General features: G+C 61.4%; 23 protein-coding genes. 16 read left to right on the top strand and 7 right to left on the bottom strand.

What is annotated here, in order from left to right:
• Positions 1-3 precede the first annotated feature (3 nt).
• From LRS11_RS05830 to LRS11_RS05795, 8 genes are all read left to right on the top strand, one after another.
• A complete protein-coding gene (locus LRS11_RS05830) occupies positions 4-981 on the top strand; it encodes a tetratricopeptide repeat protein (RefSeq protein ID WP_260495949.1) in 978 nt (325 codons plus the stop codon).
• Positions 981-1,631, top strand: a complete 651-nt coding sequence (locus LRS11_RS05825; RefSeq protein ID WP_260495948.1) for a hypothetical protein — start codon at positions 981-983, stop codon at positions 1,629-1,631. Before LRS11_RS05830 ends, LRS11_RS05825 begins: the two co-directional genes overlap by 1 nt.
• Positions 1,632-1,762: 131 nt before the next feature.
• Positions 1,763-1,960 carry a hypothetical protein gene (locus tag LRS11_RS05820; protein ID WP_260495947.1) on the top strand — a complete coding sequence of 66 codons (198 nt, stop codon included), beginning with the start codon at positions 1,763-1,765 and terminating at the stop codon, positions 1,958-1,960.
• Entirely contained in the window at positions 1,960-2,934 is a 975-nt protein-coding gene (locus tag LRS11_RS05815) for a tetratricopeptide repeat protein (RefSeq protein ID WP_260495946.1), read from the top strand. Before LRS11_RS05820 ends, LRS11_RS05815 begins: the two co-directional genes overlap by 1 nt.
• Positions 2,934-3,908 carry a tetratricopeptide repeat protein gene (locus LRS11_RS05810; RefSeq protein ID WP_260495945.1) on the top strand — a complete coding sequence of 325 codons (975 nt, stop codon included), beginning with the start codon at positions 2,934-2,936 and terminating at the stop codon, positions 3,906-3,908. The genes LRS11_RS05815 and LRS11_RS05810 overlap by 1 nt, the downstream gene beginning before the upstream one ends.
• 93 nt (positions 3,909-4,001) lie before the next feature.
• Positions 4,002-4,214, top strand: a complete 213-nt coding sequence (locus tag LRS11_RS05805; RefSeq protein ID WP_260495944.1) for a hypothetical protein — start codon at positions 4,002-4,004, stop codon at positions 4,212-4,214.
• 92 nt (positions 4,215-4,306) lie between these two features.
• Positions 4,307-4,819 (top strand): hypothetical protein, encoded by a 513-nt coding sequence (locus tag LRS11_RS05800; RefSeq protein ID WP_260495943.1) that lies wholly within the window; start codon positions 4,307-4,309, stop codon positions 4,817-4,819.
• Between the two features lie 119 nt (positions 4,820-4,938).
• Entirely contained in the window at positions 4,939-5,406 is a 468-nt protein-coding gene (locus LRS11_RS05795) for a hypothetical protein (RefSeq protein WP_260495942.1), read from the top strand.
• 144 nt (positions 5,407-5,550) lie between these two features.
• Here LRS11_RS05795 and LRS11_RS05790 read toward each other — a convergent pair whose 3' ends face one another.
• Positions 5,551-6,864 (bottom strand): calcium-binding protein, encoded by a 1,314-nt coding sequence (locus LRS11_RS05790; protein WP_260495941.1) that lies wholly within the window; start codon positions 6,862-6,864, stop codon positions 5,551-5,553.
• A 161-nt stretch (positions 6,865-7,025) separates the two neighbouring features.
• Between LRS11_RS05790 and yegQ the strand changes: the two genes are divergently transcribed.
• Positions 7,026-8,339, top strand: coding sequence for a tRNA 5-hydroxyuridine modification protein YegQ (gene yegQ / locus LRS11_RS05785; RefSeq protein ID WP_260495940.1), 1,314 nt, complete (start codon positions 7,026-7,028; stop codon positions 8,337-8,339).
• Here the strand turns inward: yegQ and LRS11_RS05780 are convergent, their stop codons facing one another.
• Positions 8,340-11,219 (bottom strand): putative bifunctional diguanylate cyclase/phosphodiesterase, encoded by a 2,880-nt coding sequence (locus LRS11_RS05780; protein WP_260495939.1) that lies wholly within the window; start codon positions 11,217-11,219, stop codon positions 8,340-8,342.
• 185 nt (positions 11,220-11,404) lie between these two features.
• Here LRS11_RS05780 and uvrD point away from each other — a divergent pair, with 185 nt between their 5' ends.
• From uvrD to LRS11_RS05765, 3 genes are all read left to right on the top strand, one after another.
• Complete coding sequence (gene uvrD / locus LRS11_RS05775) at positions 11,405-13,615, top strand: DNA helicase II (protein ID WP_260495938.1); 2,211 nt, start codon at positions 11,405-11,407, stop codon at positions 13,613-13,615.
• Between the two features lie 35 nt (positions 13,616-13,650).
• A complete protein-coding gene (locus LRS11_RS05770; protein WP_260495937.1) occupies positions 13,651-14,094 on the top strand; it encodes a hypothetical protein in 444 nt (147 codons plus the stop codon).
• 69 nt (positions 14,095-14,163) lie between these two features.
• A complete protein-coding gene (locus tag LRS11_RS05765) occupies positions 14,164-14,739 on the top strand; it encodes a TetR/AcrR family transcriptional regulator (RefSeq protein WP_260495936.1) in 576 nt (191 codons plus the stop codon).
• A 68-nt stretch (positions 14,740-14,807) separates the two neighbouring features.
• Here LRS11_RS05765 and LRS11_RS05760 read toward each other — a convergent pair whose 3' ends face one another.
• The gene (locus tag LRS11_RS05760; RefSeq protein ID WP_260495935.1) at positions 14,808-15,440 is read right to left on the bottom strand and encodes an FMN-binding negative transcriptional regulator; all 633 of its coding nucleotides are present in this window, start codon (positions 15,438-15,440) and stop codon (positions 14,808-14,810) included.
• 161 nt (positions 15,441-15,601) lie between these two features.
• Here LRS11_RS05760 and LRS11_RS05755 point away from each other — a divergent pair, with 161 nt between their 5' ends.
• From LRS11_RS05755 to LRS11_RS05740, 4 genes are all read left to right on the top strand, one after another.
• On the top strand, positions 15,602-16,444 hold the full coding sequence (locus LRS11_RS05755; protein ID WP_260495934.1) for a Tim44 domain-containing protein: 843 nt from the start codon (positions 15,602-15,604) through the stop codon (positions 16,442-16,444).
• A 207-nt stretch (positions 16,445-16,651) separates the two neighbouring features.
• Positions 16,652-18,643: a PhoX family phosphatase gene (locus tag LRS11_RS05750; protein WP_260495933.1), complete on the top strand. Its 1,992-nt coding sequence runs from the start codon at positions 16,652-16,654 to the stop codon at positions 18,641-18,643.
• Positions 18,644-18,892: 249 nt separating this feature from the next.
• The gene (locus LRS11_RS05745) at positions 18,893-19,300 is read left to right on the top strand and encodes an SMI1/KNR4 family protein (RefSeq protein ID WP_260495932.1); all 408 of its coding nucleotides are present in this window, start codon (positions 18,893-18,895) and stop codon (positions 19,298-19,300) included.
• A 115-nt stretch (positions 19,301-19,415) separates the two neighbouring features.
• Positions 19,416-20,066, top strand: a complete 651-nt coding sequence (locus LRS11_RS05740; RefSeq protein ID WP_260495931.1) for a hypothetical protein — start codon at positions 19,416-19,418, stop codon at positions 20,064-20,066.
• Between the two features lie 30 nt (positions 20,067-20,096).
• Here LRS11_RS05740 and LRS11_RS05735 read toward each other — a convergent pair whose 3' ends face one another.
• The 4 genes from LRS11_RS05735 to LRS11_RS05720 form a co-directional block, all read right to left on the bottom strand.
• Entirely contained in the window at positions 20,097-21,485 is a 1,389-nt protein-coding gene (locus LRS11_RS05735; protein WP_260495930.1) for a pectinacetylesterase family protein, read from the bottom strand.
• A 228-nt stretch (positions 21,486-21,713) separates the two neighbouring features.
• Complete coding sequence (locus LRS11_RS05730; protein WP_260495929.1) at positions 21,714-22,406, bottom strand: sensor histidine kinase; 693 nt, start codon at positions 22,404-22,406, stop codon at positions 21,714-21,716.
• Positions 22,403-24,007 carry a tetratricopeptide repeat-containing response regulator gene (locus LRS11_RS05725; RefSeq protein WP_260495928.1) on the bottom strand — a complete coding sequence of 535 codons (1,605 nt, stop codon included), beginning with the start codon at positions 24,005-24,007 and terminating at the stop codon, positions 22,403-22,405. The genes LRS11_RS05730 and LRS11_RS05725 overlap by 4 nt, the downstream gene beginning before the upstream one ends.
• A gap of 116 nt (positions 24,008-24,123) precedes the next feature.
• Positions 24,124-24,792, bottom strand: coding sequence for a GntR family transcriptional regulator (locus LRS11_RS05720; protein WP_260495927.1), 669 nt, complete (start codon positions 24,790-24,792; stop codon positions 24,124-24,126).
• Positions 24,793-24,815: the final 23 nt, after the last annotated feature.

Genomic DNA, 24,815 nt, shown 5'->3' with positions numbered 1-24,815 from the left:
ATAATGATTAAGCAATTACTCTTCTTTTTTAGTATTACACTGTGTGGCAGCGTGGTTGCGGCCGCTCAATTAACTCCTCAACAGCAAGCCGCAAAAGAACGTGGCATGACACTCTACAACCAACACAAGGCCATATCCGCTGAGCCTTATTTAAAAATAGCGGCAGAAGCAGGCGATAGAGAGTCCCAATACTTCCTAGGTGAAGCACTAAGATTTAACAACCGATATATGACCACGGAGGCACAAAAGTGGTACATGGCTGCTGCCGAACAAGGCGACTACTACGCCATGTATCGCCTGTCTGGAAAGGGAAAAGATCTGTGTACCGCAATGAAAAATTGCCCTGCCGACGGTAAAACGGCAGGTGAATGGCTGCTGCTTGGGCGGAAAACCGCCAGCGCTCTAGCGGCCAAAGGCGACAGTGAAGCCATGTATGTCATGTACTACCTGACCGGTGACTATGACTGGATGGAAAAAGCCGCCGAAGCAGGCTCACCGATAGCGCAGTATGACTTGGCACGCTTTTATCGGGACGGACGGATATTCTTTTTCCCTCCATGGGGTCGCTCAGAGCGAATAGAAAAGCTAATGAGGGGATCTGCCGAAGGCGGATTTGTCAACGGAATGGGGGCATATCTTGGAATACTTCAGGAAAAAGGCGATCTGGCCGCTGCTCGTGCCTTGCTGAAAAAAATTGCGGAAACCGGCGATGCACTAGCCATTGGCTCCTACGGCGCCTACCTCTCACATACGCCCAACACACTGGACTACCCCTTGGACCTGGTTAAGGGTTATGGGCTTATGTCTCTACTACTTGAACTGGACGGGGGTGGCACCTCAAAACAATATGCCGAGAGAAAACTCCCCAAGATCGCCGCCAAGATGACACCAGAGCAGATCGAACAAGCCAAAGCCTTCGCCAAAGAATGGAAAGCAACTCACCCGCCACTTTCTTATTTCCCTGAAAAACTGGGATTTTAATGTCAATAAAGCAAATAGCTGCTGTGCTGGCGAGCTTTTTAGTATACACAGCAGCCTATTCCGCCCCTCTCACACCGATGCAACAATCCGCCAAAGAGCGCGGCATCACGCTCTACAACCAACACAAAGCGATATCTGCAGAGCCATTTTTAGAAATAGCGGCTTCTGCGAGAGACCGAGAGGCGCAATACTATTTAGGGGAAGCATTGCGTCTAAACAATCGCCATATGACAAAAGACGCACACAATTGGTACACCGCTGCAGCCGAACAAGGCGACCTATATGCAATGCGTAGATTGAGCTCTACACAGAGCGACCTTTGCATAGCCATGGGTAACTGTCCTAACGGTCTAAAAAGCCCCGAAGACTGGCATCAGAAGCTACTTTCGACCGCAACCCCGTTGGCTGAAAAGGGCGACGGCGAAGCGATGTATCTGCTGTACCACGCCACTAACGAGATAGATTGGCTAGAGAAGTCTGCCGTCACAGGTTATGCACACGCTCAATTCTGGTTAGCCCTACGCTACATGGAAGGCAAGAAATTCTTCTTATTTCCTTGGGAAAGATATGAAGCAACAGAAGATTTGCTAAGAAAATCCGCAGAGGGGGAGACCCCAAAGGAATCACAGAGTACTACGGAAGTCTCCTAGAGAAAAAGAAATTAGAATCTGCAAGATACTGGCTGAAGAAAGGCGCGGAAACCGGCTACACAGTACCATTCTTTGAATATGCATTTTTCTTATCCGATCCGAGCAACCCTCTCGGCCTCTCTACAGACCTCGTGGCAAGCTATGGATTGCTGTCCTTGTTGCTTGAGCTTGATGGTGGCGGTGACATGCTCCCACATGCCAAAGATATGCTACCTAAAATTGCAGCACAGATGACACCTGAGCAGATCAAACAGGCCGAAGCCTTCGCCAAGGAGTGGAAAGCAACTCACCCGCCACTTTCTTATTTCCCTGAAAAACTGGGATTTTAATGTCAATAAAACAGATAGCTGCTGTGCTAACAGGCTTTTTAGTATGCGCAACAGCCTATTCCGCCCCTCTCACACCGATGCAACAATCCGCCAAAGAGCGCGGAATCATGCTCTATAACCAATACAAAAACCCAGAACCCGAATTACGTATTGCGGCCGAAGCCGGAGATAAAGAGGCTCAGTACTACTTAGCAGAAGAGCTACGCCAGAGTAATCAACACACCACTTTAGAAGCATACAAATGGTATACCGCTGCAGCAGAACAAGGTGACCTATATGCCATGCGCAGACTCAGCTTACTTGAGGACGACCTTTGCGCAAGTATGGGCAATTGCCCCAAAGGATCAAAGTCACCTTCCGACTGGAAAAAAATACTTATAACCACTGCGCAACCACTAGCAGAGGCTGGCAATGGCGAAGCGATGTTTATTATGTATCACGTATCAAATGACCTAGAGTGGCTGGTAAAGGCTGACGAAGCGCACTACGCATACGGCCAGTACTTGTTAGCCAATCTATACGACAATGGAAATGGTTTCTTTCTACTACCTTGGGAGAGAAACGAAAAGATTGAAGATCTTGTAAAAAAATCAGCGGAGGGTGGATATGCCGTAAGCATGGGCTGGCATGCATACAATCTGGCCTCGAGAGGTCTATTAAAAGAAGCCAGACACTGGCTAAAAGAAGCTGCAAAAGCAGGGTTTGTCGGAATATTTTCGGATTATGCAATTTTCAAATCAAAACCAGAAAATCGATACGAAATACCAGTTAATTTAATTGAGAGTTATGGCCTTCTATCACTTTTGCTTGAGCTAGACGGAGGAGGAGATATGCTTCCTCTAGCTGAAAAAGAATTGCCTAAAATTGCATCGCAGATGACATCAGAGCAGATTGAACAAGCCAAAATCTTTGCCACGGATTGGAAAGCAACCCATTCGCCACTCTCGTATTTCCCTGACAAACTAGGATTCTAATGTCAGTAAAAAAGGTGATAGCTGTGCTGGCAGGCTTTTTAGTATGCGCAGCAGTCCATTCCGCTCCGCTCACATCGCAACAACAAGCAGCTAAAGAGCGCGGCATCACGCTCTACAACCAGAACAAAGACCCAGAGTACGAACTGCGCATTGCAGCTGAAGCAGGCGACAAAGAGGCACAATATTATTTAGCCGAAGACCTACGACGTACCAGCCGCTATACAACGACAGAGACTCACAAGTGGTATACCGCTGCAGCCGAACAAGGCGACCTATATGCAATGCGCAGATTGAGCTCTATGCAGAGCGACCTTTGCATAGCCATGGGTAACTGTCCTAACGGTCTAAAAAGCCCCGAAGATTGGCATCAGAAGCTACTTGCGACCGCAACCCCGTTGGCTGAAAAGGGCGACGGTGAAGCGATGTATCTGCTGTACCACGCCACTAACGATTTAGAGTGGCTTGAAAAATCTGCCGCAGCTGGCTATGCCCACAGTCAATTCTGGCTGGCATTAAAATACACACTAGGAGATAAATTCTTTTTATTCCCTTGGGAAAAGGATGCAGCCATAGAGAGCTTATTGAGGCAGTCCGCAGAGGGCGGAGACCCTAAAGGTACCACAAGGTACTATGGGGTATTACATAAAAAGGGTGACTTAGAGGGCACAAGGTATTGGTTGAAAAAAGGAGCGGAAACCGGCCACACTGCTTCCTTCTCTAACTATGCGCTATTTCTTTCAGACCCAAACAACCCTCTAGAGCTCCCAATAAACCTCGTCGAAAGCTATGGCCTAATGTCCTTGCTACTTGAGCTCGACGGCGGTGGAGACATGCTCCCGTTCGCTAAAGATGAATTACCTAGAATTGCAGCGCAGATGACACCCGAACAGATCCAGCAGGCCAAAGCTTTCGCCAATGAATGGAAAGCAACTCATCCACCGCTTTCCTACTTTCCGGAAAAACTAGGCTTCTGATAAATATAAATTCCATTGAAAACGGATACCGTCAATAGCGGGTTGAAGCCATTTTTCTCTTCCCCACACAGCCACTTCCAAGGAATGGAAACCATGAAAAGCTCCCTACTCATTAGCGCATTTGTCGCGCTCGCATTCTCGATTTTTTGTTTCCTGCTCGGTGGTGCAGGTGTAGTTGGAGCTGTTACCGGCGGCGGGCAAGTTAATAGCGCAGTGGAGGGTGTTTTCTTTATCGCCAAGGCGCTCTTGGTATTGTCGCTGAGCTTGGGAGTCCTCTGGCTGATCAAATCGCCCTCGCGACATTGAATACCTGCGACATTAATGATTTCCCCATGCCTTGCTCAACTAAAAAATAAGTCGCCCCCTTGCCAAGCATTCCATACGCCAGAATCCACCCAATGAAAGTAAACATACAAAAATCCAAGAAGCTGATAAAAATCAGCATCCTTGCGCTTCTATTAACCTATGCGGCTTTCTTTTGCTACGGCGCGATCATGGCATTCGACTTCTGCAACGGCCCAATGGGCCCCGCGGACCCGAGCGAACGATCGGCCTGCTTTCAACTGAACCATACGGCCTATCAACGCTTGCCGCTGCTTATTGATCACCCTGCCTTTGAAAAGTGTTCATTTTTACGCATGAAGCGTGGCAATTACTGGACCATTCTAAATTGCTTGAAGGACAATCAAGAGAGCGGACTGTTTAGCCCAATGGATGAGGTAGAGTCCGACTGTACTGTCTTTAAGAACCAAAGCGACACAGAAATTCTTGGTTGCATAACTCGCGAGCGCAAGGCGAAAGAGTGGGTATTGAATAACCAATCAAACCCCTACTACGCGGAATGCATCGAGCACTGGAGTCAGTACTCGAACATTGAAATGTGCATGGAAAGCCCAGCCTGGCGAAAATAATCAAGCACCCGCATAAAAAGACACTCTTTATAGAGAAAGCCCCGCTGCATATACGACCTGCATAACGACAGCAATCTGGTTTTTCCAAGAATCCCACTACGCCTCACGGACGAATCAACATGAGTGAAGACAACACCAGCACCTCCACCCGAGCCACCTGCCCTTACTGCCAGCACACTGGCCCGCTCGACGCGTTTCGGCTGCAGCAGGTGCTCGAGAAGACGCCAATCAACTGCGAGCAATGCGCTGGCCCGATGATCCTGGCCTGTGAGGATCAGCTAAAGCGCTTCGAGAGACTCGGCAGTACGGGCATGGCGTTCATGCTGGTAATCACGCTCAGCGCCGTCACCGTGGTGGTAACCATTGCGCTCAAGTGGCTGGGGGTGATTCGCGGTGATACCCAGCTTATGACCTCCGTGATTGCCACGGCCGTCGGTGTCACCACTCTGCTGCTGGCAAAAGCGACCAACGAGTTCACCTTCGAATTGGAGCCGCCCCCACAGAACACACCCGCAGCAGTAGCTAATGATGGTATGCCGAGCAATCCACTGAACCTGGCCACGACTCTCACGGACAAAACGGCATAACTCAATAAGCCGCTAAGGCCAACCAGGCTGTTCAATCTCCCGCCATTTTAAGCACTATGGCCGTCAGTCAGACCTTTTTTGACTGGGGTAAGGTCTGACTGGCAAAGGGCGCAGGGGCGTACAAACGCCCCTTCTGCCCATGACTCAAACGATAAAGTTTGCCAGCGATACACTACTGACACCAACCATCTGGATAGCGAACTCGGCGGCAGAGTCCGTATCCGTATTGCCGTATAGCACCCCACCGGAAAGCTTCAATTGTCCCGCCGCACTAAAAGCGCTAGTACTGCCGATCACACTCGAGAATGCATCGTTGGCAGCGGTCGCGGTATTCGCATCCAGGGTCGACAGGTCTATCTTGTCCGCGCCTCCCAAGAAGTCGTTGATCACATCCCAGTTCGTGCTACTCAAACCCATCTCTGACAGTGCATTGAAATCAAAATAATCATTGCCGGCACCACCTGTGAGGGAGTCCTTGCCTGCCCCGCCGATCAAAAGATCGTTGCCCCCACCCGCGGACAGAATATCGTTGCCGGCATCGCCATTCAGGACGTTGCGGGCACTGTTCCCTGTCAGTTTGTTAGCCAGAGTGTTGCCCGTTCCGTTAATCGCGGCACTACCGGACAACTGCAAATTCTCCTGATGGACCCCAAGGCCACGCGTGACGCTGGAAATCACAGTATCAATACCGCCATTGCTGGCCTCGCTGACCACGTCGGCCGTGCTGTCGACATAGTAGGTATCGTTACCGAGTCCACCGCTCATGGTGTCGGCACCAGCCTTGCCATCCAACAAATTGTTGCCTGCATTGCCGGTCAACTTGTTAGCAAGAGCGTTGCCCGTGCCATTGATGGCGGCGCTACCGCTCAGTGATAGGTGCTCTAGGTTGTTGCCCAGGGTCCAGCCGATTGTGGAGAACACGCTGTCGACGCCGCCAGTCGAGCTGGACTCAACGACCTTGTCGGCCGTACTGTCGACATAGTAGGTGTCGTTGCCCGTACCGCCGTCGAGCGTATCAGTACCCTGGCCGCCGTCGAGGATGTCATCCCCGGACTCGCCATACAGCAGATCATTTCCGGCATTGCCGTAGAGTTTGTCATTGCCGGCGTAACCGGAGAACTTATCCTCGTACTTGGAACCGTTCACCGTATCCGCCTGACCCAACATGAGGGCGAGCAGGCCTGCACCATTGCCGCTCATGTAGTAGTTGAAAGCGCTGACCGAGCTGACCGACGTGCCAGTGATGTTGATGTAGCTAGTACCGCTCTGGTAGTAGCTGTACCCCTTTAGGGTTCCACCAATCACATCGCCATAGTCGTCATAGGAGAAGCTGCCGGTGAAGACTTCCTTGTGATAGCCATCGCTGATAGTGATCTTGGAGCTTGTCGCGCTCACCTCGCCATACCAGGAATTGCTATCGATCTTCGTATAGGGCTGATAAAGGCTGACAGTTGCCATAGGCTTACGTCCTTGTTGGGCTGATCCGCGCATTCTGATGGTCAACAAACAGTGGAGGCAAGTGGCCAGCTGGCCTGTTTCAAGGACTATCCTGCTCCCGATCAATAAATGCAGCCCGCCGCCCACCTAGAATCGCCGTCCCATTATTCGCAGCGACACTCATGCCCCCCGAACTTCTCTGCCCCGCCGGCACCCTCAAGGCCATGCGTTATGCCTTCGCCTATGGCGCCGATGCGGTGTATGCCGGGCAGCCGCGCTACAGCCTGCGCGTGCGTAACAACGAGTTCGACCACGCCAACCTGGCCATCGGCATCAACGAGGCCCATGCCCAGGGCAAGCAGTTCTACGTGGTGGTCAATATTGCGCCGCACAACGCCAAGCTGAGGACCGTCCTCAAGGACCTGGAGCCGGTGGTGGCAATGGGGCCGGATGCGCTGATCATGTCCGATCCGGGGCTGATCATGCTGGTGCGCGAGCACTTCCCGCAGATGCCGATCCACCTGTCGGTGCAGGCCAATGCGGTGAACTGGGCCAGCGTCGAGTTCTGGCGGCGCCAGGGGCTGAGCCGGGTGATCCTCTCGCGCGAGCTATCCCTGGAGGAGATCGGCGAGATCCGCCAGCAGGTGCCGCAGATGGAGCTGGAAGTGTTCGTCCACGGCGCGCTGTGCATGGCCTATTCCGGGCGCTGCCTGCTATCCGGCTATATCAACAAGCGCGACCCCAACCAGGGCAGCTGCACCAATGCCTGCCGCTGGCAGTACCAGGCCCACGAGGGCGAGCAGAACGAGCTGGGTGAGATCGTGCGCCAGTGCAGCTCCGCCGCGCCAACCCTGGGGGAAGGCGCGAGTACCGAACGGCTGTTCCTGCTCGAAGACAGCAGCCGCCCCGGCGAGCTGATGGAGGCGTTCGAGGACGAGCACGGCACCTACATCATGAATTCCAAGGACCTGCGCGCCGTGCAGCATGTCGAGCGCCTGGTGCAGCTGGGCGTGCACTCGCTGAAGATCGAGGGCCGCACCAAGAGCCACTACTACGTGGCGCGCACCGCCCAGGTTTATCGCCAGGCCATCGACGATGCCGTCGCCGGGCGGCCGTTCGACCGGGCCCTGATGGACGATCTGGAATCACTGGCCAACCGCGGTTACACCGAGGGTTTTCTACGCCGCCACGTGCATGACGAGTACCAGAACTACCAGCGCGGCAACTCGTTCTCCGAGCGCCAGCAGTTCGTCGGCGAACTGAGCGGCGAGCGCCGCGGCGCACTGGTCGAGGTCAAGGTGAAGAACCGCTTCAGCGTCGGTGATCGCCTGCAGCTGATGACGCCGCGCGGCAACCACAGCTTCACCCTGCAGGCGCTGTACACCGGCACCGGCGCAACCACCGGCGTGGCGCCGGGCGACGGCCACACTCTTTATCTGGAACTGCCGGCGGATATCGATCCGCACTATGCCCTGCTGATGCGTTATCTGGACTGATCAGCACATCTCAGCATGGCTGCGCAGCAGCTCGGCGAACTGCTCGGCCGGCAGCGGCTGGCTAATCAGGAAGCCTTGCAGCTCGTCGCAGCGCTGGGCCTTGAGGAAGTCCATCTGCGCCTGGGTTTCCACGCCTTCGGCCACCACTTTCAGGTCCAGGCTGTGGGCCATGGCGATGATCGCGCGGGTGATCGCCGCATCCTCGCCGCCCACCGACAGGTCGCGGATGAAGGTCTGGTCGATCTTCACGTAGTCCACCGGGAAGCGCTTGAGGTAGCTGAGCGAGGAATAGCCGGTGCCGAAGTCGTCGATCGCCAGTTTGACGCCCAGGTCGCGCAGCTGCTGGAAGGTGGCGATAACGTTCTCGACGTTGTCCAGCAGGTGGCTTTCGGTCAGTTCCAGCTCCAGCATATGGGCGGGCAGATCGGTCTCGTCGAGCACCTGGCGCACCAGGCTGACCAGATTGCCCTGGCGCAGCTGGTGCACCGACAGGTTGACCGACACGCGCAGCTCGACCAGCCCCTGCGCCTGCCACTCGCGGGCCTGACGACAGGCCTGGCGCAGGACGAACTCGCCGAGCGGGGCGATCAGCCCGGTCTCTTCGGCCAGCGGGATGAAGTCCCCCGGCGGCACCAGGCCCAGCTCCGGGTGACGCCAACGCACCAGGGCTTCGGCGGCATTCAGGCTGTCGTCGGCCAGGCACAGCTTGGGCTGGTAGAACACTTCCAGCTGGCCTTCCTGGATGCCCTTGCGCAGCTGGTTCTCCAGCTGCAGACGCTCCAGGGTGCAGGCCTGCAGGTTGTCGGTGTAAAACTGGAAGGTGTTGCCGCCCAGGTGTTTGGCGTGCTGCATGGCCATGTTGGCCTGGCTGATCAGCGCGGAGATTTCCCGCGCGTTGTCCGGCAGCAGGCTGATGCCGATGGAGGCGCTGATCACCAGTTCGTGGCCGCCGACATCCATCGGCGTGCGCAGCTTGCCGAGCAGGCGGCTGGCGGTGCGCGCCAGGGCCGAGAGACTGCCGTAGTCGTCGAGGAGGATGGCAAATTCATCGCCGGATAGCCGCGCAATGGTGTTGGCCTCGGACGCCGCCTGGGTCAGGCGCCGCGCCATCTGCCGCAGCAACTGGTCGGCCACTTCATGGCCGAGGCTGTCGTTGAGCAGCTTGAAGCGGTCCAGGTCGATATGCAGCAGGGCCAGGCCGCGGCCATGCTGCCGCGAGGCTTCGCCGGCCTCGTGCAGGCGCTCGCGGAACAGCGTGCGGTTGGCCAGGCCGGTCAGTTCGTCGTAGTGCGACAGGTAGCGCAGGCGCTCCTCGGTCTGCCGCCGCGACGACAGGTCGGAGAAGAAACCGACGATATGGCTGACTTGGCCACGGGCGTCGCGCACCACGTTGAGCTGCAGCCACTGCGGATAAAGCTCGCCATTCTTGCGTGTCTCGACCAGTTCGCCGCGCCAGCTGCCGTGCTGCTCCAGGTCCTGGCGAATCAGGTGGTAATGGCGGCGGGTCTCGCGGCTGCTGATCAGGGTCGCCACGCTGCGCCCGAGTACTTCTTCCTTGCGGTAGCCGGTGACCTGGCTGAACGCCTCGTTGACCGACAGCAGCAGGTAGTCGGCATCGAGGATCACGATGCCCTCGCTGGCCGCCTCGAATACCGTGGCCGCCAGACGCTGCTGCTCTTCGCGCTGCTTGCGCCCGGTGATGTCGCGACGGGTACCGAGCATACGCAGCACCTGGCCCTGTTCGTCGCGCTCCACCGCCCGCCCACGGTCCTCGACCCAGCGCCAGCGGCCATCGGCATGGCGCACGCGGTATTCAACGGTATAACCGTCGGTGCGGCCCTTGAGGTGTTCGACCAGGGCGCGGCGCAGCAGCGGAAGATCATCCGGATGCAGGCGTGGCTTGAGGTGGGTCAGCACCCCTTTCACCTCGTCCTGGCTGATGCCGAAGATGCTTTCCAGGTGGCTGTGGTGCACCTCGTCGGTCTGCAGGTTCCAGTCCCACAATCCCAGCTCGCTGGCCTCCAGGGCCAGGCCCAGGCGCGCTTCGCTCTTGCCCAGGGCATGGCTGGCATCGTCCAGCTCCAGGGTGCGCTGGGCCACGCGGATTTCCAGCTCGTCGTGGGCCTTGCGCAGCTCACGCTCGGCGCGGCGGCGCTGTTCCACCTCGCGCGCCAGTTCCTGGTTCAGCCCTTCGGCGCTTTCCCGCGCATGCTCCAGACCGCTGATCAGCGCCTGGTTCTGGAAGCGCTGCAGCAAGCTGCGCAGGACCAGGCGATTGACCTGCCAGGCCACCACACCCAGGCTCAGCAGCAGGATCAGGCCGAGCATGCCCCAGCCCTGTTGACGGCTGCTGTCACTGAGCAGCAGAAAGATGATCGGCGGTACCAGACACGGCAGGGCAAATACCAGAAATGCCGCGCGGCTGACCGCATAGGCCACGCTGGCGGAGAGGATGGCCGCGGCGATCAGACCATAGACCAGTGCCTGCAGCACGAAGCGATCGGCCGGCACCAGATACACCGCCGCAAAAGCCAGGGTCAGCCCGGACAGCCCGGCACCCAGCAGAAACATGCGCCGCCATTGCGGACTGGCCTGGCGCGACGGCAGGGCAGCGTTGAAGGCCGCCATCTGGATCAGCCGCAATACCGCCAGCAGCACCAGCCAGATCAGCCAGCCACCGAGCAGCAGGCTCTGCTCGCCGCCCCACAGCAACGCGGCACAGGCCAGGCCGTTAAGCAGCATGAACAGGGTGGGGACCTGGGAACCTTGATAGAGCAGGCGGGTTCGCTCGACCGCGATCTCGGTGGCGAACTGCTGGCGAATGGCGCGCGAATCAAGCGGCGACGCAGGGGCCGCCGTAGGTAATACAGGGGTGGTCATAGGCGATTTTCTTGTAATGGTTTGCCCGACTTTTCCCGAGCATACCCGAGCTAGAGCGCTCGCCCAAGCCTGATAGTGGCTTTTTAACAGCTGTCATCGACCAGCGGCGCACGGTTGTTCACTGACTGTTGCCCTCTCGGCGGTCACGGTTTGCCGCTCCTGACCCCGGCCCGTAGAATGCCGCGATGCAAAATGATCCCGCCCTTTTCGACCCAGAACTTCTCCTCGCCTCCCTCAACGATGCGCAGTGCCAGGCCGTGGCCGCCCCGCTCGGCCGCCAGCTGGTGCTGGCCGGCGCCGGCTCGGGCAAGACCCGCGTGCTGGTGCACCGCATCGCCTGGCTGATCCAGATCGTCAACGCCTCGCCCTACAGCATCCTGTCGGTGACCTTCACCAACAAGGCGGCGGCCGAGATGCGCCACCGTATCGAACAGATGCTCGGCCTCAACCCCAACGGCATGTGGGTCGGCACCTTCCACGGCCTGGCGCATCGCATCCTGCGCGCGCACTGGCAGGAAGCCGGGTTGGCCGAGAATTTCCAGATCCTCGATTCCGACGACCAGCAGCGCCTGGTCAAGCGGGTGATCCGCGAGCTGGGCCTGGACGAGCAACGCTGGCCGGCCAAGCAGGCCCAGTGGTTCATCAACGGGCAGAAAGACGAAGGCCTGCGGCCGAAGAACATCCAGGCCGGCGGCGACCTGTTCCTCGCCACCATGCTGAAGATCTACGAGGCCTACGAAGCGGCCTGCGCGCGCACCGGGGTGATCGACTTCGCCGAGCTGCTGCTGCGCGCCCTCGACCTGTGGCGGGATAACCCGGGCCTGCTGGCGCACTACCAGCAGCGCTTCAAGCACATCCTGGTCGACGAGTTCCAGGACACCAACGCCGTGCAATACGCCTGGCTGCGCTTCCTCGCCAAAGGCGGCGAGAGCCTGATGGTGGTGGGCGACGACGACCAATCGATCTACGGCTGGCGCGGCGCCAAGATCGAGAACATCCAGCAGTACAGCAGCGACTTCCCCGACGCACAGATGATCCGCCTGGAGCAGAACTACCGCTCCACCGCCGGCATCCTCAAGGCCGCCAACGCCCTGATCGCCAACAACAACGAGCGCCTGGGCAAGGAGCTGTGGACCGACGGCGACGACGGCGAACCGCTGTGCCTGTACGCCGCGTTCAACGAGCACGACGAAGCGCGCTACGTGGTGGAAAGCATCGAGCGCGCACTGAAGACCGGCCTCAGCCGCAGCGAAATCGCCATCCTCTACCGCTCCAACGCCCAGTCACGGGTGCTCGAAGAAGCGCTGCTGCGCGAGAAGATTCCCTACCGCATCTATGGTGGCCAGCGCTTCTTCGAACGCGCCGAGATCAAGAACGCGGTGGCCTACCTGCGCCTGCTCGAAGGCCGGCACAACGATGCCGCGCTGGAGCGGGTGATCAACGTGCCGACCCGTGGCGTCGGCGAGAAGACCATCGAGGCGATCCGCGAGCACGCGCGCCACAGCGAGCTGTCGATGTGGGCGGCGATGCAGCAGCTGCTCGCCAACAAGGCCCTGCCTGGCCGCGCCGCCGGCGCCCTGGCCGCCTTCGTCGAGCTGATCGAGAACCTCGCCGCCAAGGTGCTGGATATGCCCCTGCACCTGATGGCGCAGACGGTCATCGAGCAGAGCGGGCTGATCGCCTGGCACAAGGCCGAGAAAGGCGAGAAGGCCCAGGCGCGGGTGGAAAACCTCGAGGAACTGGTCAGCGCCGCACGCAACTTCGAGAACAACGAGGAAGAGGAGATGAGCCCGCTGGCGGCCTTCCTCACCCACGCCTCGCTGGAGGCCGGCGACACCCAGGCCGACGAGCACGAAGAAAGCATCCAGCTGATGACCCTGCACAGCGCCAAGGGTCTGGAATTCCCCATGGTGTTCCTGGTTGGCATGGAAGAAGGCCTGTTCCCGCACAAGATGAGCCTGGAAGAACCCGGCCGCCTCGAGGAAGAACGCCGCCTGGCCTATGTCGGCGTGACCCGCGCCATGCAGCACCTGGTGCTGACCTACGCCGAGACCCGCCGCCTGTACGGCAGCGAGACCTACAACAAGGTCTCGCGCTTCGTCCGCGAGATTCCGTCGGCGCTGATCCAGGAAGTACGCCTGTCCAACAGCGTCAGCCGCCCTTATGGAAGCGGCAGTTCCAGCAGCAGCGGCACCAGCAGCATGAGCATGTTCGCCAACGCCGAAGTCCCGGACACCGGCTTTCGCCTCGGCCAGCACGTGCGCCATGCGCTGTTCGGCGACGGGGTGATCCTCAACTTCGAAGGCAGCGGCGCCCAGGCACGGGTGCAGGTCAACTTCGAGGCCGAAGGCAGCAAGTGGCTGATGCTCGGCTACGCCAAATTGGAGGCGCTGTAAGCCTCTGCCCTTTTCTAAAGCAAGGAATGACTCAGATGAACGCAAGGAAGCTGTTGACCGGGCTGTCGCTCGGCCTGTTCTGCCACACCGCCCTGGCCGGCGAACCGATTGCCGATCTCGACCAGTTCGAGGCGGGTTATATCGCCTGTATCGAGAATGAGCTGACTGATGGTTGTTTCGAACGAAGCTTCGAGGCGCATAGATTCAGTGGTCAGGAATCCAATGTCGGAGCGGCAAAAGCCTTTCTCGAAAAATGGAGAAATGGCGACGGCATTTACAAGATGCACCCGATCAAGCGCAAATCTCAGGGCGAGGTGTATCAGAAGCGCTATTACCTGATTGAAAGAGAAGCCGGCAGCCTGCTGTTGTTCAATGCCCGCTTCCGCACCGTGAAAGGCAAGTGGTATCTGATAGACCTGCAGGCTTCCAATGAAGAGGAAGTACTGGGCAAGGTGAGCTTCCGGGCACTCGCACCCTAGAGTCTCCGCCTGTCAGCCCGGTGTACCCGGCCGGGCTGGCTGTCCATACTTCGAGCGGAGGTAATCCCCATGCCACGCTCGAACCCTTCCGCCGCACAGATTCTCGACTGCGCCCTGCACCTGGCCGACCGCTGCGGCTGGGAACGCCTGCACCTGCATGAGGTCGCCGCCGAACTGGACAGCGACCTGGCCGCCATCGCCCGCCACTACCAACAGAAGGACGACCTGGTCGAAGCCTGGTTCGACCGCGCCGACCAGGCCCTGCTGACCCGCGCCAAAGCTGCCGACCTGCCCGGCCTGAGCGCGGAAAAACGCCTGGAGGAACTGCTGGTCGCCTGGCTGGCCAGCCTCGCCACGCACCGCGCGGTGACCGGGCAGATGCTGCTGTACAAGCTCGAGCCAGGGCATCTTCACCTGCAGTTCGGCGGCCTGCTGCGCATCAGCCGCACCGTACAGTGGTGGCGCGAGGCCGCGTTGCGGCAGAACCTGCACCTCTCCCGCATCGCCGAAGAAAGCCTGCTGACTGCCGTCTACCTGCGCACCTTCGTGCACTGGCTGCGCCACCCCGAGACGGGCGAGGTCGAATTGCGCGCCCTGCTGCGCCGCCAGCTGCGCCGCGGCCCGTTGCGCTGGCTACTCAGATAGGCACCCCGGCTCCTACAAGAGAATCACTCCGTGCTTCTGCTGCGGAGCGAAGCAGGACAATCAATCGCTCAGGGCAAGCGCTGCATGCACTCGGCCAGGCACCGCTCGCTTTCCTGCGGCGACGCGGCCAAGCCGTCGCGCACCCCAGCGAAGTCCGCGGCATTCTTGTTCTGGCTGAGCTTGAAGCTGCCCTCGATGCGGCTGATCGGCAGGGCGAAGCCGACGATGGCGCGCAGCATGCTGTCGATATAGTCGGCCGGCGCATCGCTCACCGCCCACGGCCGCTCGCGACGCTGTTCGTGCTTGACGCTCAACGCGCTGACCAGCGCCAGCAGGCGCTCGCGCTCGTCGAACAGCTCGGCGCGACCATGGGCATGCACCGCCTGGTAGTTCCAGGTCGGCACCACCTTGCCGTGCTCGGCCTTGGCCGGGTAGAAGCTCGGGCTGACATAGGCCTCGGCGCCCTGGAATACCACCAGCACCTCGGCGCCGTCAGCCAGGGCCCGCCATTGCGGATTGGCCCGCGCAAAGTGGCCGTACAGGGTGCCGAACTCACCCTCGCCGGGCACCAGCAGCAGCGGCAGATGGCTGGCCTGCAGGCCCTGTTCGCCATGACTGATCACGCTGGCCACGCCACTGTGCTCGATCAAACCGTGCAATTCGGCCAGCTCGCTGACGGCAAACGCCTTGGGGATATACATGCAGACACCTCGGGGCAAGCAAGCAAAACACAGATGTAACGCACCGCCGGCTGAGCGAACAGACACAGTTGTACATAAATCCGGAAACACACTGGGCTGGCCTTTGCCCGCCGGACTGGGCAGGATGGCGCGCGTACCACCTCATTAACCGGGATACCTTCATGCAGCGCTTTCTTAGCATCGCCCTGGCTCTGTGCCTGGGCCTGACTCTCAGCCTCGACGCCAGTGCCAAGCGCATGGGCGGCGGCAAGTCCTTCGGCTCCGCGCCGACCCACCAGACCCGCCAGGCCGATGCGCCAGCCGCCGCACCTGCGGCTGCTACCGGCGCTGCCGCCACTGCCGGGCGTGCCGCACCAGCCGCCAGCGGTGCTTCGCGCTGGCTTGGCCCGCTGGCCGGGATCGCCGCCGGTGGCCTGCTCGCCTCGATGTTCATGGGCGACGGCTTCGAAGGTATGCAGTTCCTCGACATCCTGATCATCGGCTTGATCGCCTTCGTCATCTTCCGCCTGATCGCTTCCCGTCGTCGGGCCCAGGGCCAACCGGCCATGGCCGGCGGCATGCAGCGGCAGATGCCAGAAGCCTCAATCTTCGGCGGTAGCAGCGCAGCCGTCGCTCGTCCGGTGATCAAGGCACCGGCCTGGTTCGACGAGCAGCGCTTCATCGCCGCCGGTCGCGAGCACTTCCTGTCCCTGCAGCAGCACTGGGACGCCAACGAGATGGACAAGATCGGCGAATTCGTCACCCCGCAGATGCTCAGCTTCCTGACCACCGAGCGCGCCGAGATGGGCGACGGCTTCCAGTCCACCTACATCGACGACCTCGACGCCCAGCTCGACGGTATCGACGAACTGGCCGACAAGACCGTCGCTACCCTGACCTTCCGTGGTGTGGCCAAGACCTCGCGCTTCGACCAAGGCGAGCCTTTCAGCGAAAGCTGGCGCATGGAGCGGGTCAACGGCGAGAACCAGCCCTGGCTGGTGGCCGGTATCCGCCAGAACGGCTGATCCACCAGCGTTACCAAAAACCCGGGCCTGGCCCGGGTTTTTTATGCCTGCACACCGGCATCAGTCCCATAGCGCGACACCACAGCCGGCCGGCAAAAGGTTAACCCGCGCACAAGCCACCAACTCGCCATACAAGCGTCACGTTGTCGTCGCCTTCTCCCGTTAGCGTCATGTCTCCGTCGAACCCTCAACAGAAGGAAACGAACCGTGAGCCGTGATGATCAGAACGACGTGCTGTTTGGCAATGGCGATGAACACCCCAGCAACCACTCCAGCAACCCGCACCTGAGCGAGCTGATTGACCAGCGCCGACGGCAGATCATCGCCGGCGCTGGTGCGGTCGGTGCCCTGGGCTTTCTCGGTGTGCTGCCGCAGGCGGTGGAAGCGGCCGAGCAGGCGGGTAAAAGCGTGGCATTGAAGAAGCGCAACCGCCTGCCATTCGACGCCGTGGCCATCAGCCGCGCCGATGCCATCACGGTTCCCGCCGGCTATCGCGCCAGCGTGTTCGTGCCCTGGGGTACGCCGATCAGCGGGCGTTTCCCGGCCTTCCTCGAAGACGCCAGCAACAGCGCCCAGGACCAGGCCGAACAGGTCGGCATGCACCACGACGGCATGCACTTCTTCCCGGCCGACGCCCAGCGTGGTGCCGGCAAGCGCTCCAACCACGGCCTGCTGGTGTTCAACAACGAATACGTCGACGCCCCGCTGCTGCACCCCAACGGCCCGACCACGGTCAATGGCCTGCGCACCAGCGCCGAGGAAGTGCGCAAGGAGATCAACGCCCACGGCGTCACCATCATCGAGGTGCGCCGCGGCCAGGGCGGTGAATGGCAAGTGGTGCCCGGCTACCTCAACCGCCGCATCACGGCCGCCACGCCGATGCAGATGGCCGGCCCGGCGCGTGGCCACGCCCTGCTCAAGACCCTGCACAGCCCGGACGGCACCGCCAGCCGCGGCACGCAGAACAACTGCGCCCATGGCGTCACGCCCTGGGGCACCTACCTGACCTGCGAAGAAAACTGGGCCGGCTACTTTGCAACCCGCGATGCCGACCTGCCGCGCGAACTCAAGCGCTACGGCCTGCGCACCACCAGCCGCTTCGGCTGGGACACCCTGCCCGGCGACGAATTCCAGCGCTTCGACGCCACCCGCAAGGCTGCCAGCGCCGAAGGCGACTACCGCAACGAACCCAACCATTTTGGCTGGATCGTCGAGATCGACCCCTTCGACCCCGAGTCGCAGCCGGTCAAGCACAGCGCCCTCGGCCGCTTCGCCCACGAAGGCCTGATCTTCGCCCCGGTGCAGGCCGGCAAGCCGCTGGTGTGCTACTCCGGCGACGACTCGCAGAACGAATACATCTACAAATACGTCAGCCGCGGCAAATACCTGCCCTGGCTGCGCAAGCCGGGGCGCCTGCTCGACGAAGGCACCCTGTATGTCGCCCGCTTCAACGCCGACGGCAGCGGCACCTGGCTGGCCCTCGACCTCAATGACCCGGCCTTCCAGGCCGCCTGCACGGCCGCCGGGGTGAGCTTCGCCGACCAGGGCGAAGTGCTGATCAACACCCGCCTGGCCGCCGATATCGTCGGCGCCACCAAGATGGACCGCCCGGAATGGGGTGCGGTCAATCCGGACAACGGCGAGGTGTACTTCACCCTCACCAACAACAGCTCGCGCACCAGCGCCGATGCCGCCAACCCGCGCGCGGCCAACCCCTACGGGCACATCATTCGCTGGCGCGAAGACCGCCGCGACCACGCCGGCAAGGGCTTCAACTGGGACATCTTCCTGCTCGCCGGCCCGCAGGGCGACAGCCAGGGCCCGAGTGGCGCGGCACTGGATGAGCGCAACATCCTGGCCAGCCCGGACGGCCTGTGGTTCGACCCGGACGGCCGCCTGTGGATCCAGACCGACATGAGCGGCAGTCAACTGGCCAGCGGCCCGTTCGGCAACAACCAGATGCTGGTGGCCGACCCACGCACGGGCGAGATCAAACGCTTCCTGGTCGGCCCGATCGGCGCCGAAGTCACCGGCATCAGCGCCACGCCGGACTTCCGCACCCTGTTCGTCAACATCCAGCACCCCGGCGAAGGCTCGACGGCGGGCAACCTGCTCAGCACCTGGCCCGACGGCCCCGGTCGCCGTCCCCGCTCGGCCACCGTGGTGATCAGCCGCGAAGATGGCAAACGGCTGATGTAAGCCGCGCGACACCCTCCCCCGCTAGATGCCGCTCCCTCCCCTCTCCCATTTATGGGAGAGGGGCCGGGGGAGAGGGTGGCCACCCCGCACGCTCCGACATGTCATTGGTAGCCCGGATGCAATCCGGGAAACCCTCACCCCACCCCCCGGATTGCATCCGGGCTACTTCCGCTCAGCGCTGCAACAGGGTAAAACGCGCGTCCGGTCGGCTACCCTCTAGCCGACCGCCGCACTACCTGGAGAAGCCCCGTGGAAGAAGTCATCGAACAGCTGCGTGAACTCAACGAGCCGGTTCCGGTACCGCTGGAGCTGCCGGAAGAGGAAACCCTGGTGGAAATCCAGGAGCAGATCCTTATCCACCTGCCCTTCGAGCTGCGCGAATACCTGCTCAAGGTCAGCGACGTGGTCTACGGCCGCCTGGAGCCGGTGACCGCCGCCGACCCGCAGTCGCACACCTACCTGCCGGAAGTCGCCTCGGTGGCCTGGGACCTCGGCCTGCCGCGGGACCTGGTGCCACTGTGCCAGGACGGCCGCGACTACTACGCGGTGGACGTGGAAGGCACCGTCTGGCTGTGGGACGGCGACGAAGGCGAACTGACCGACGAAAGCTGGGACTCGGTATGGCACTGGGTGCGCGACGTCTGGCTGGAAAGCTGAGGCGACAGCACAAGCTAGAGGGCGCCCTGCGCGCCCGCCGCATGCCATCTAGCATCTGGCATCTGCCGGGGGCATGGGCTTAACTGGCAAGCGGTGCACTCAGGGGCTCGCGGCCATGGCCAACATCACTTCCCGGCTGACACTGGCCGGTCTGGCAATCCTCACCGTCACTGGCGCTGTGTGGCTCGCTTTAGCCAGTACCGACAGCGATACCGCAGCAGTCAGCGCGGCACCGCCGGCAGGTGCGCCGGCAACTGTGTCAACGCCGGTCGAAGCCGGCGGCGCGGCACTCGACCCGCGCGCGGCGCAAGCGCTGCTGAACACCCCCGCCGTGCAGGCTTACCAGGCGCGCCTGCAGTTCATGGTCGACTACCGCCGTTTCATGCAGGAGGCCGCGGCCCTCAGCGCCGAGCAGCGGCGACGCCAGGCCGAGGCGCTGGCCAGGCAAATCGACCAGCGCGAAGCGACTGCCGAGCTGGCACTGAGCGAGGCCCTGCTGCTGCAGCTAGGGCTGGCGCAGGTGCAGGGCGGCGACGAGGAGACGCAGAAGGCCCGCGCCGAACAACTGCTGGCGCGCTACCAGGCGCTAAACCAGGCACGTGAAACACGGGCCAAGGTGCCCGATGTTCGCTTCAGCCAGTACAAGTCCGAGGAGAAACGTATCGTCGACGAGGTGCTCGCGCTGGACAGCATTCCCGACGGCCTGAGCCGTGATCAGTATCTGCGCCAGCGCCTGCAGGAAGCCCGCGAGCAGGCCTACCGCTAAAGTCAGGCGGCCCTCCCTGGCCGTCGTCGTTCAAAGCAACTGATCGAGAATGTAATAGAGCAGGTTGAACGGCTTGGCCCGGTCGGCGGCGTCGCTGCTCTCCGAAGCCGAGAGCACCGCGCCGCTGCCATCGAGCAGGTTGTTGACGAAGTGGTCGAGCTCCAGGTTCTGCTCCTGAATGTCGGAGTTGGCGAACTCGATGATGCTGGTGCAGTGGCTCTCGTTGACCGCGCGGAACTGCGGGAAGTAGCCGCCGAAGTTGTCCAGGTTGGCCAACTGATCGCGCAGGCGGCCGGTGTCCACATCCCACTTGGCATGGATCAGCGCTTCCTTGGTGGCGGCATCCGGGGCGTTGATGATGTCCGGGTGGAAGCGCTCGTAGGAATAGGACGAGTAGTTGAGGTCCTTCCAGAAGTGGGTCTGGCCCATGCGGTCACCCGGCAGGTTGCTCGACAGCGCCGAATACAGGCTGCCCAGATCACTGGTATCGAGCCCGGGCAGACGACTCTGCAGGTAGGGCAGCGGGCCGTCGTCGAGGCCCCAGGCGCTGCGGATATGGTCCTGCAGGAAACGCGAGGGGTACTGCGTGGTGTCGCTGCCCAGCGGCGCGCTGAACACCGGCCCGGAGTCGTCGAGGAGGAAGCCGCGGCTCGGCGCCATGTCCTGGCGGATACCCACGTAGTTGGTCAGGCTGCCGGCGCCACCCGCGCTGCAGCCGGTGGTGAGCAGCTGCGCCGGACGCTGCAGGTTGTTCTTCAGCCAGGCCACCACCGCACGGGTGTTACGCAACCCGTTGTGGTGCCAGACCAGCGGCGGCTTCTGGTTCTGCGGGTCTTCGTACACCGCCACCTTGTCACCGGAGTAGATGTCGCCGGTGCAGTAGGGCACGTAGATCATGTTCCAGTTCTGCGGCTTGGTCCGCGTCCAGGGGTGCAGGCGCACGACCAGCGGGCTGACCAGGCTGGCGCCGGGGTTGAGCAGGCTCATGTAGTCGTCGGGGATGCCGTCCGGGTTGCGCGCCCCGCGGATGCCGGTCTGCCCGGTGCAGCTGGCGTAGTCCCAGCAGGCGCCGCCGCCTTCCAGATAGATGATGGTATTGCTGGTATTGGGTACGCGGTTGACGAAGAACTTGTAGGGCGAGCCATTGCCACACACCGCGCCGGTCTGCGGCGCCATTTGCACGGTCTGCCAGGCGTAGTAGAGGTTGGGCTTGAAGCCGGCATTGAAGCCGCCGGGGTTGTTCAGCAGCGGGTAGGGGCCGAGACCCTGTTCGGCAGTGACCTTGTTGTCCGCCGGCGGCGGTGAGCTCAGGTTGAGCAGGGTTTTCCAGAAGCTGTAGTCGCCCAGTTCGGCGTGTGCCGGGGCGGCCAGGGCGAACCACAGGGCAAAGCTGCAACAGGCCAGCAAGGATGGCTTCATCGGACATGTCCTCGTCTTGTTCTTGTTGTACGAGCACGGGCTACTGCCGGACGCCTCCATGCTGCGCAGTGGTCCACTGGGCCAAGCCGGCGAACAGGGACGCAAGGCACAAGAGGCACGCTAGTACATAGCGCGAGGAAGGCCAGAAACACCCTTATATTGATTCGGGATAGAGGCGGCAAAAGAAGCTAACTGGCCCGATAGCGCTGCCATCGCCGGCCATCTGCATCAGGGCAGATAAATACGAAACTCGCCGCCCCCCAGCGGGCCGCCGTTGCTGATCTGGATATGCCCACGCACGCCATTGCGCTCGTGCAGCTCGGCGATACGCCCGGCGAAGTACAGGCCGAGACCGGTGCTGCCGGTGCTGTGATTGAGGCTGAGCACGTAGTTGGACTGTCCGGCGAGCATGGCCGGCGGGTAGCCCTGGCCGTCGTCGCAAATCGACAGCACCAGATGCCCCGGCTCCTGCCAGGCGCGCACCAGCAGCGCGCTGCGCGCATAGCGAATGGAATTGGTGATGATGTTGGCCACCACCGAGCCGAGCAGTTCCTGGTCGAAGAAGCCCAGCAGTTGGAAGTCCTCGACCTCGCAACGGGCGACGATATGGCGGCTATCCAGCACTTCCTGGTAGCGCGCCAGCTGCGCTTCGATGAAGTCTTCCAGTTCGTGGTAGGCCGGGCGTAGCGGCAGCTGGTTGACCCCCAGCTTGTACAGACCGAGCAGCTGCACCAGCATGCCGTTGAGGCGGGCGAACTCGTATTCGATCACCCCCTGTGCACTGTTGTCGGCCAGCTCCGCCGGCACCTGCGCCTGCCACTGGCCATGGGCCTGAACCAGCATGGCCAGGGAGTTCTTCATGTCGTGCACGGTGGAGGCGATCACCGTAGAAAAATCCAGACCTTCGCGGGCGTCGCTCATTGTTCGAAGGCCCGCCGGCGCAGTTGCTGGTAGCGCTCGTAGCGCGGGTCGCTGGGTGGAATCATGCTCACCGCATCCAGGCAACGGCGGCACTCGTCGAGCAGATCCGCCTCTGCTTTGTCGCCCCCCAGGCGCAGCAAGGACTGGGCGGTGTTGAGGGCGATACTGATGTTTTTCGGCTGCAGCACCAGGCCCCGGCGAAACAGTTCCAGGGCATCGGCGAAGCGGCCCAGCTGGTAGGCACGCACGCCCTGGCGGTTAAAGTCGACCGCTTCCTGGCCGCCGGCGAGGATCTGCGGGTCATCGGTCTGCTTGGCGACGTTCTGCATCACCGCCGGATCGTCGCCGTAGATTTCCACGCAGTTTTTCAGCAGGTCATTGCTGGCCGCCGTCTGGCCCAGCTCGCGCAGCTGGCTGGCCACCAGCAGCGCCGCATCGGCGGAGAAGAACTGTGGCAGCGCCGCCATGCCGGCCACGGCTTCCTCGGTGAGCTTGGCGGCACGCGCCGGGTCACCGGATTTCTGCAGGCTCTTGGCCTGCATCAGGGTAGCGCGCACCTGTAATACCTTGTCGTCGCCGTAGTGCTTGTCCAGCTCGCCCATGGCCTGGGCGATATCGGCCTGGGCACGCTTGTCGAGGTTGTCCTCGCCGGATTCGGCGATCAGTGCCTGGGCCATACCCAGGTAGCTTTCCGGACTCTTGAAGCGCGAGTTGCGACCCTGATCCACGGCCTGCCGATAGGCCTTGGAGGCGCTGCCGAAATCTTCGTTGTCCAGCGCCAGCTTGCCCAGCTGCATCTGCCGGCGGATGGCCAGTGGCGACAGCTTCACCGCATCCTCGAGAATGCCCTGGGCGCGCTTGCTCTCGCCGCGCGCCGCCAGCACTGCGGCCAGGCCGTCGTACAGCGCGGGGAGCATGGGGAAAGTCTTCAATGCCTGCTCATACAACTCCTGGGCGCGGGCCAGTTCGTTGCGCGTCTGCAGCAGACTGCCGAGTGCCAGGTAGGCCCAGGGCAAGGCGCGATCAGCGAGGATGCCGGTCAACAGCTTCTCCAGCTCGGCATGCCGATTCAGCTCGCGCAGGGCGCCGGCCTGGTAGCGCTGGCACAGCGGCACCAGGCGCTTGTCCTCCCGGCTCAGGGCCTCGCAGGCGGCCAGCACGGCAGCCGGGTCCTGTTTGTCGAGCGCCTGCAGGACCGGCTTGAGCGCGGCCTTGCGCTCCACCAGCTTGTCCAGGCGCTGGGTCAGGCTGGCACGGTTGAAGGGCTTGGTCAGGTAGGCGTCCGGCTCGTGCTCCAGGGCACTGAGCACCATGGCCTGGCTGCTCTCGGCGGTGACCATGACGAAGATGCACTGGTGGCTGATCAGCTTGTCGGCGAGCAACTCCTCAAGCACCTGCTGGCCATTCTTGCCGGTGCCCAGGTTGTAGTCGTGGAGGATGATGTCGTAGCGCTTCTGCCGGCACAGGCTCAGGGTCTCTTCGCCGCGGTCGCCGGTGTCCACATCGCGTGCACCTATATCACGCAACATGGCCTTGACCGAGCTACGGAAGTCAGAGAAGTCATCGACGATCAGGAAGCGCGTATTGCTGTAGTCCGCCATCGGGCAATCCTTGGGGCCGGAGAATCGATTGATTGAGTGTAAGACAAGAAATGCCACCCTTGTCGATCCGCAGAATTACCCAAGCCACCTTCCGGAATACTCTCGCCAGGAGCGGCTCAAGGGCTGATGCTGCGGGCCTGCGCGCCCTCCAGTTCGAGCAGGTTGAGGAGGAAACGAGCGAAGTAGAGCAGGTCCTGCTCCATGAACTGGCGCGCCGCCTTGGCGTCGCCAGCCTCGATGGCGGCGAAGGCTTCCTCGTGGAAATCGTTGAGCCGCAGCGACAGGTCGGCGCCGGTGAACAGGCGGTTGAAGAACGGACCGATCTGCAGCCACAGCGACTCGATCGAACGCAGCAGCACCGGGTTGCCGCAGGCACCGTACAGACGCAGGTGGAACTGGCTGTTGGCATCCAGGTAGGCCTGCACCTGGCGCTGCTCGATGGCCTGGTCCATGCGCGCCACGCAGTCGCGCAGCGCGGCCAGGTCGTTCGGGGTCAGGCGCGGCGTGGCCAGTTCCACCGCCAGGCCTTCGAGGCCCAGGCGCACCTGGAAGATGTTCTGGTAGCGCTCGCGGGTCATCGCCGGCACCCGTACCGAGCGCTGCGGCTCGCCTTCCAGCGCGCCCTCGGCGACCAGGCGCTGCAGGGCGGCGCGCACAGGCATCGGGCTGGAGCCCCACTCGGCGGCCAGATCACGGATCTTCAGCCGCTCGCCAGGCTGGAAGCGCCCGGCCAGCAGGCCTTCACGAATTTTTTGGTAGAGCTGTTCCTGCAGATTGTCAGCCATGGTCACTCACCCTTGGCCGGTGG

Origin of the sequence: Pseudomonas sp. J452 (genome assembly GCF_024666525.1) — a bacterium.
Lineage (GTDB): Bacteria > Pseudomonadota > Gammaproteobacteria > Pseudomonadales > Pseudomonadaceae > Aquipseudomonas.
The sequence above is the reverse complement of the archived record's forward strand: the minus strand, read 5'-3'. Positions and strand labels throughout refer to the sequence as shown.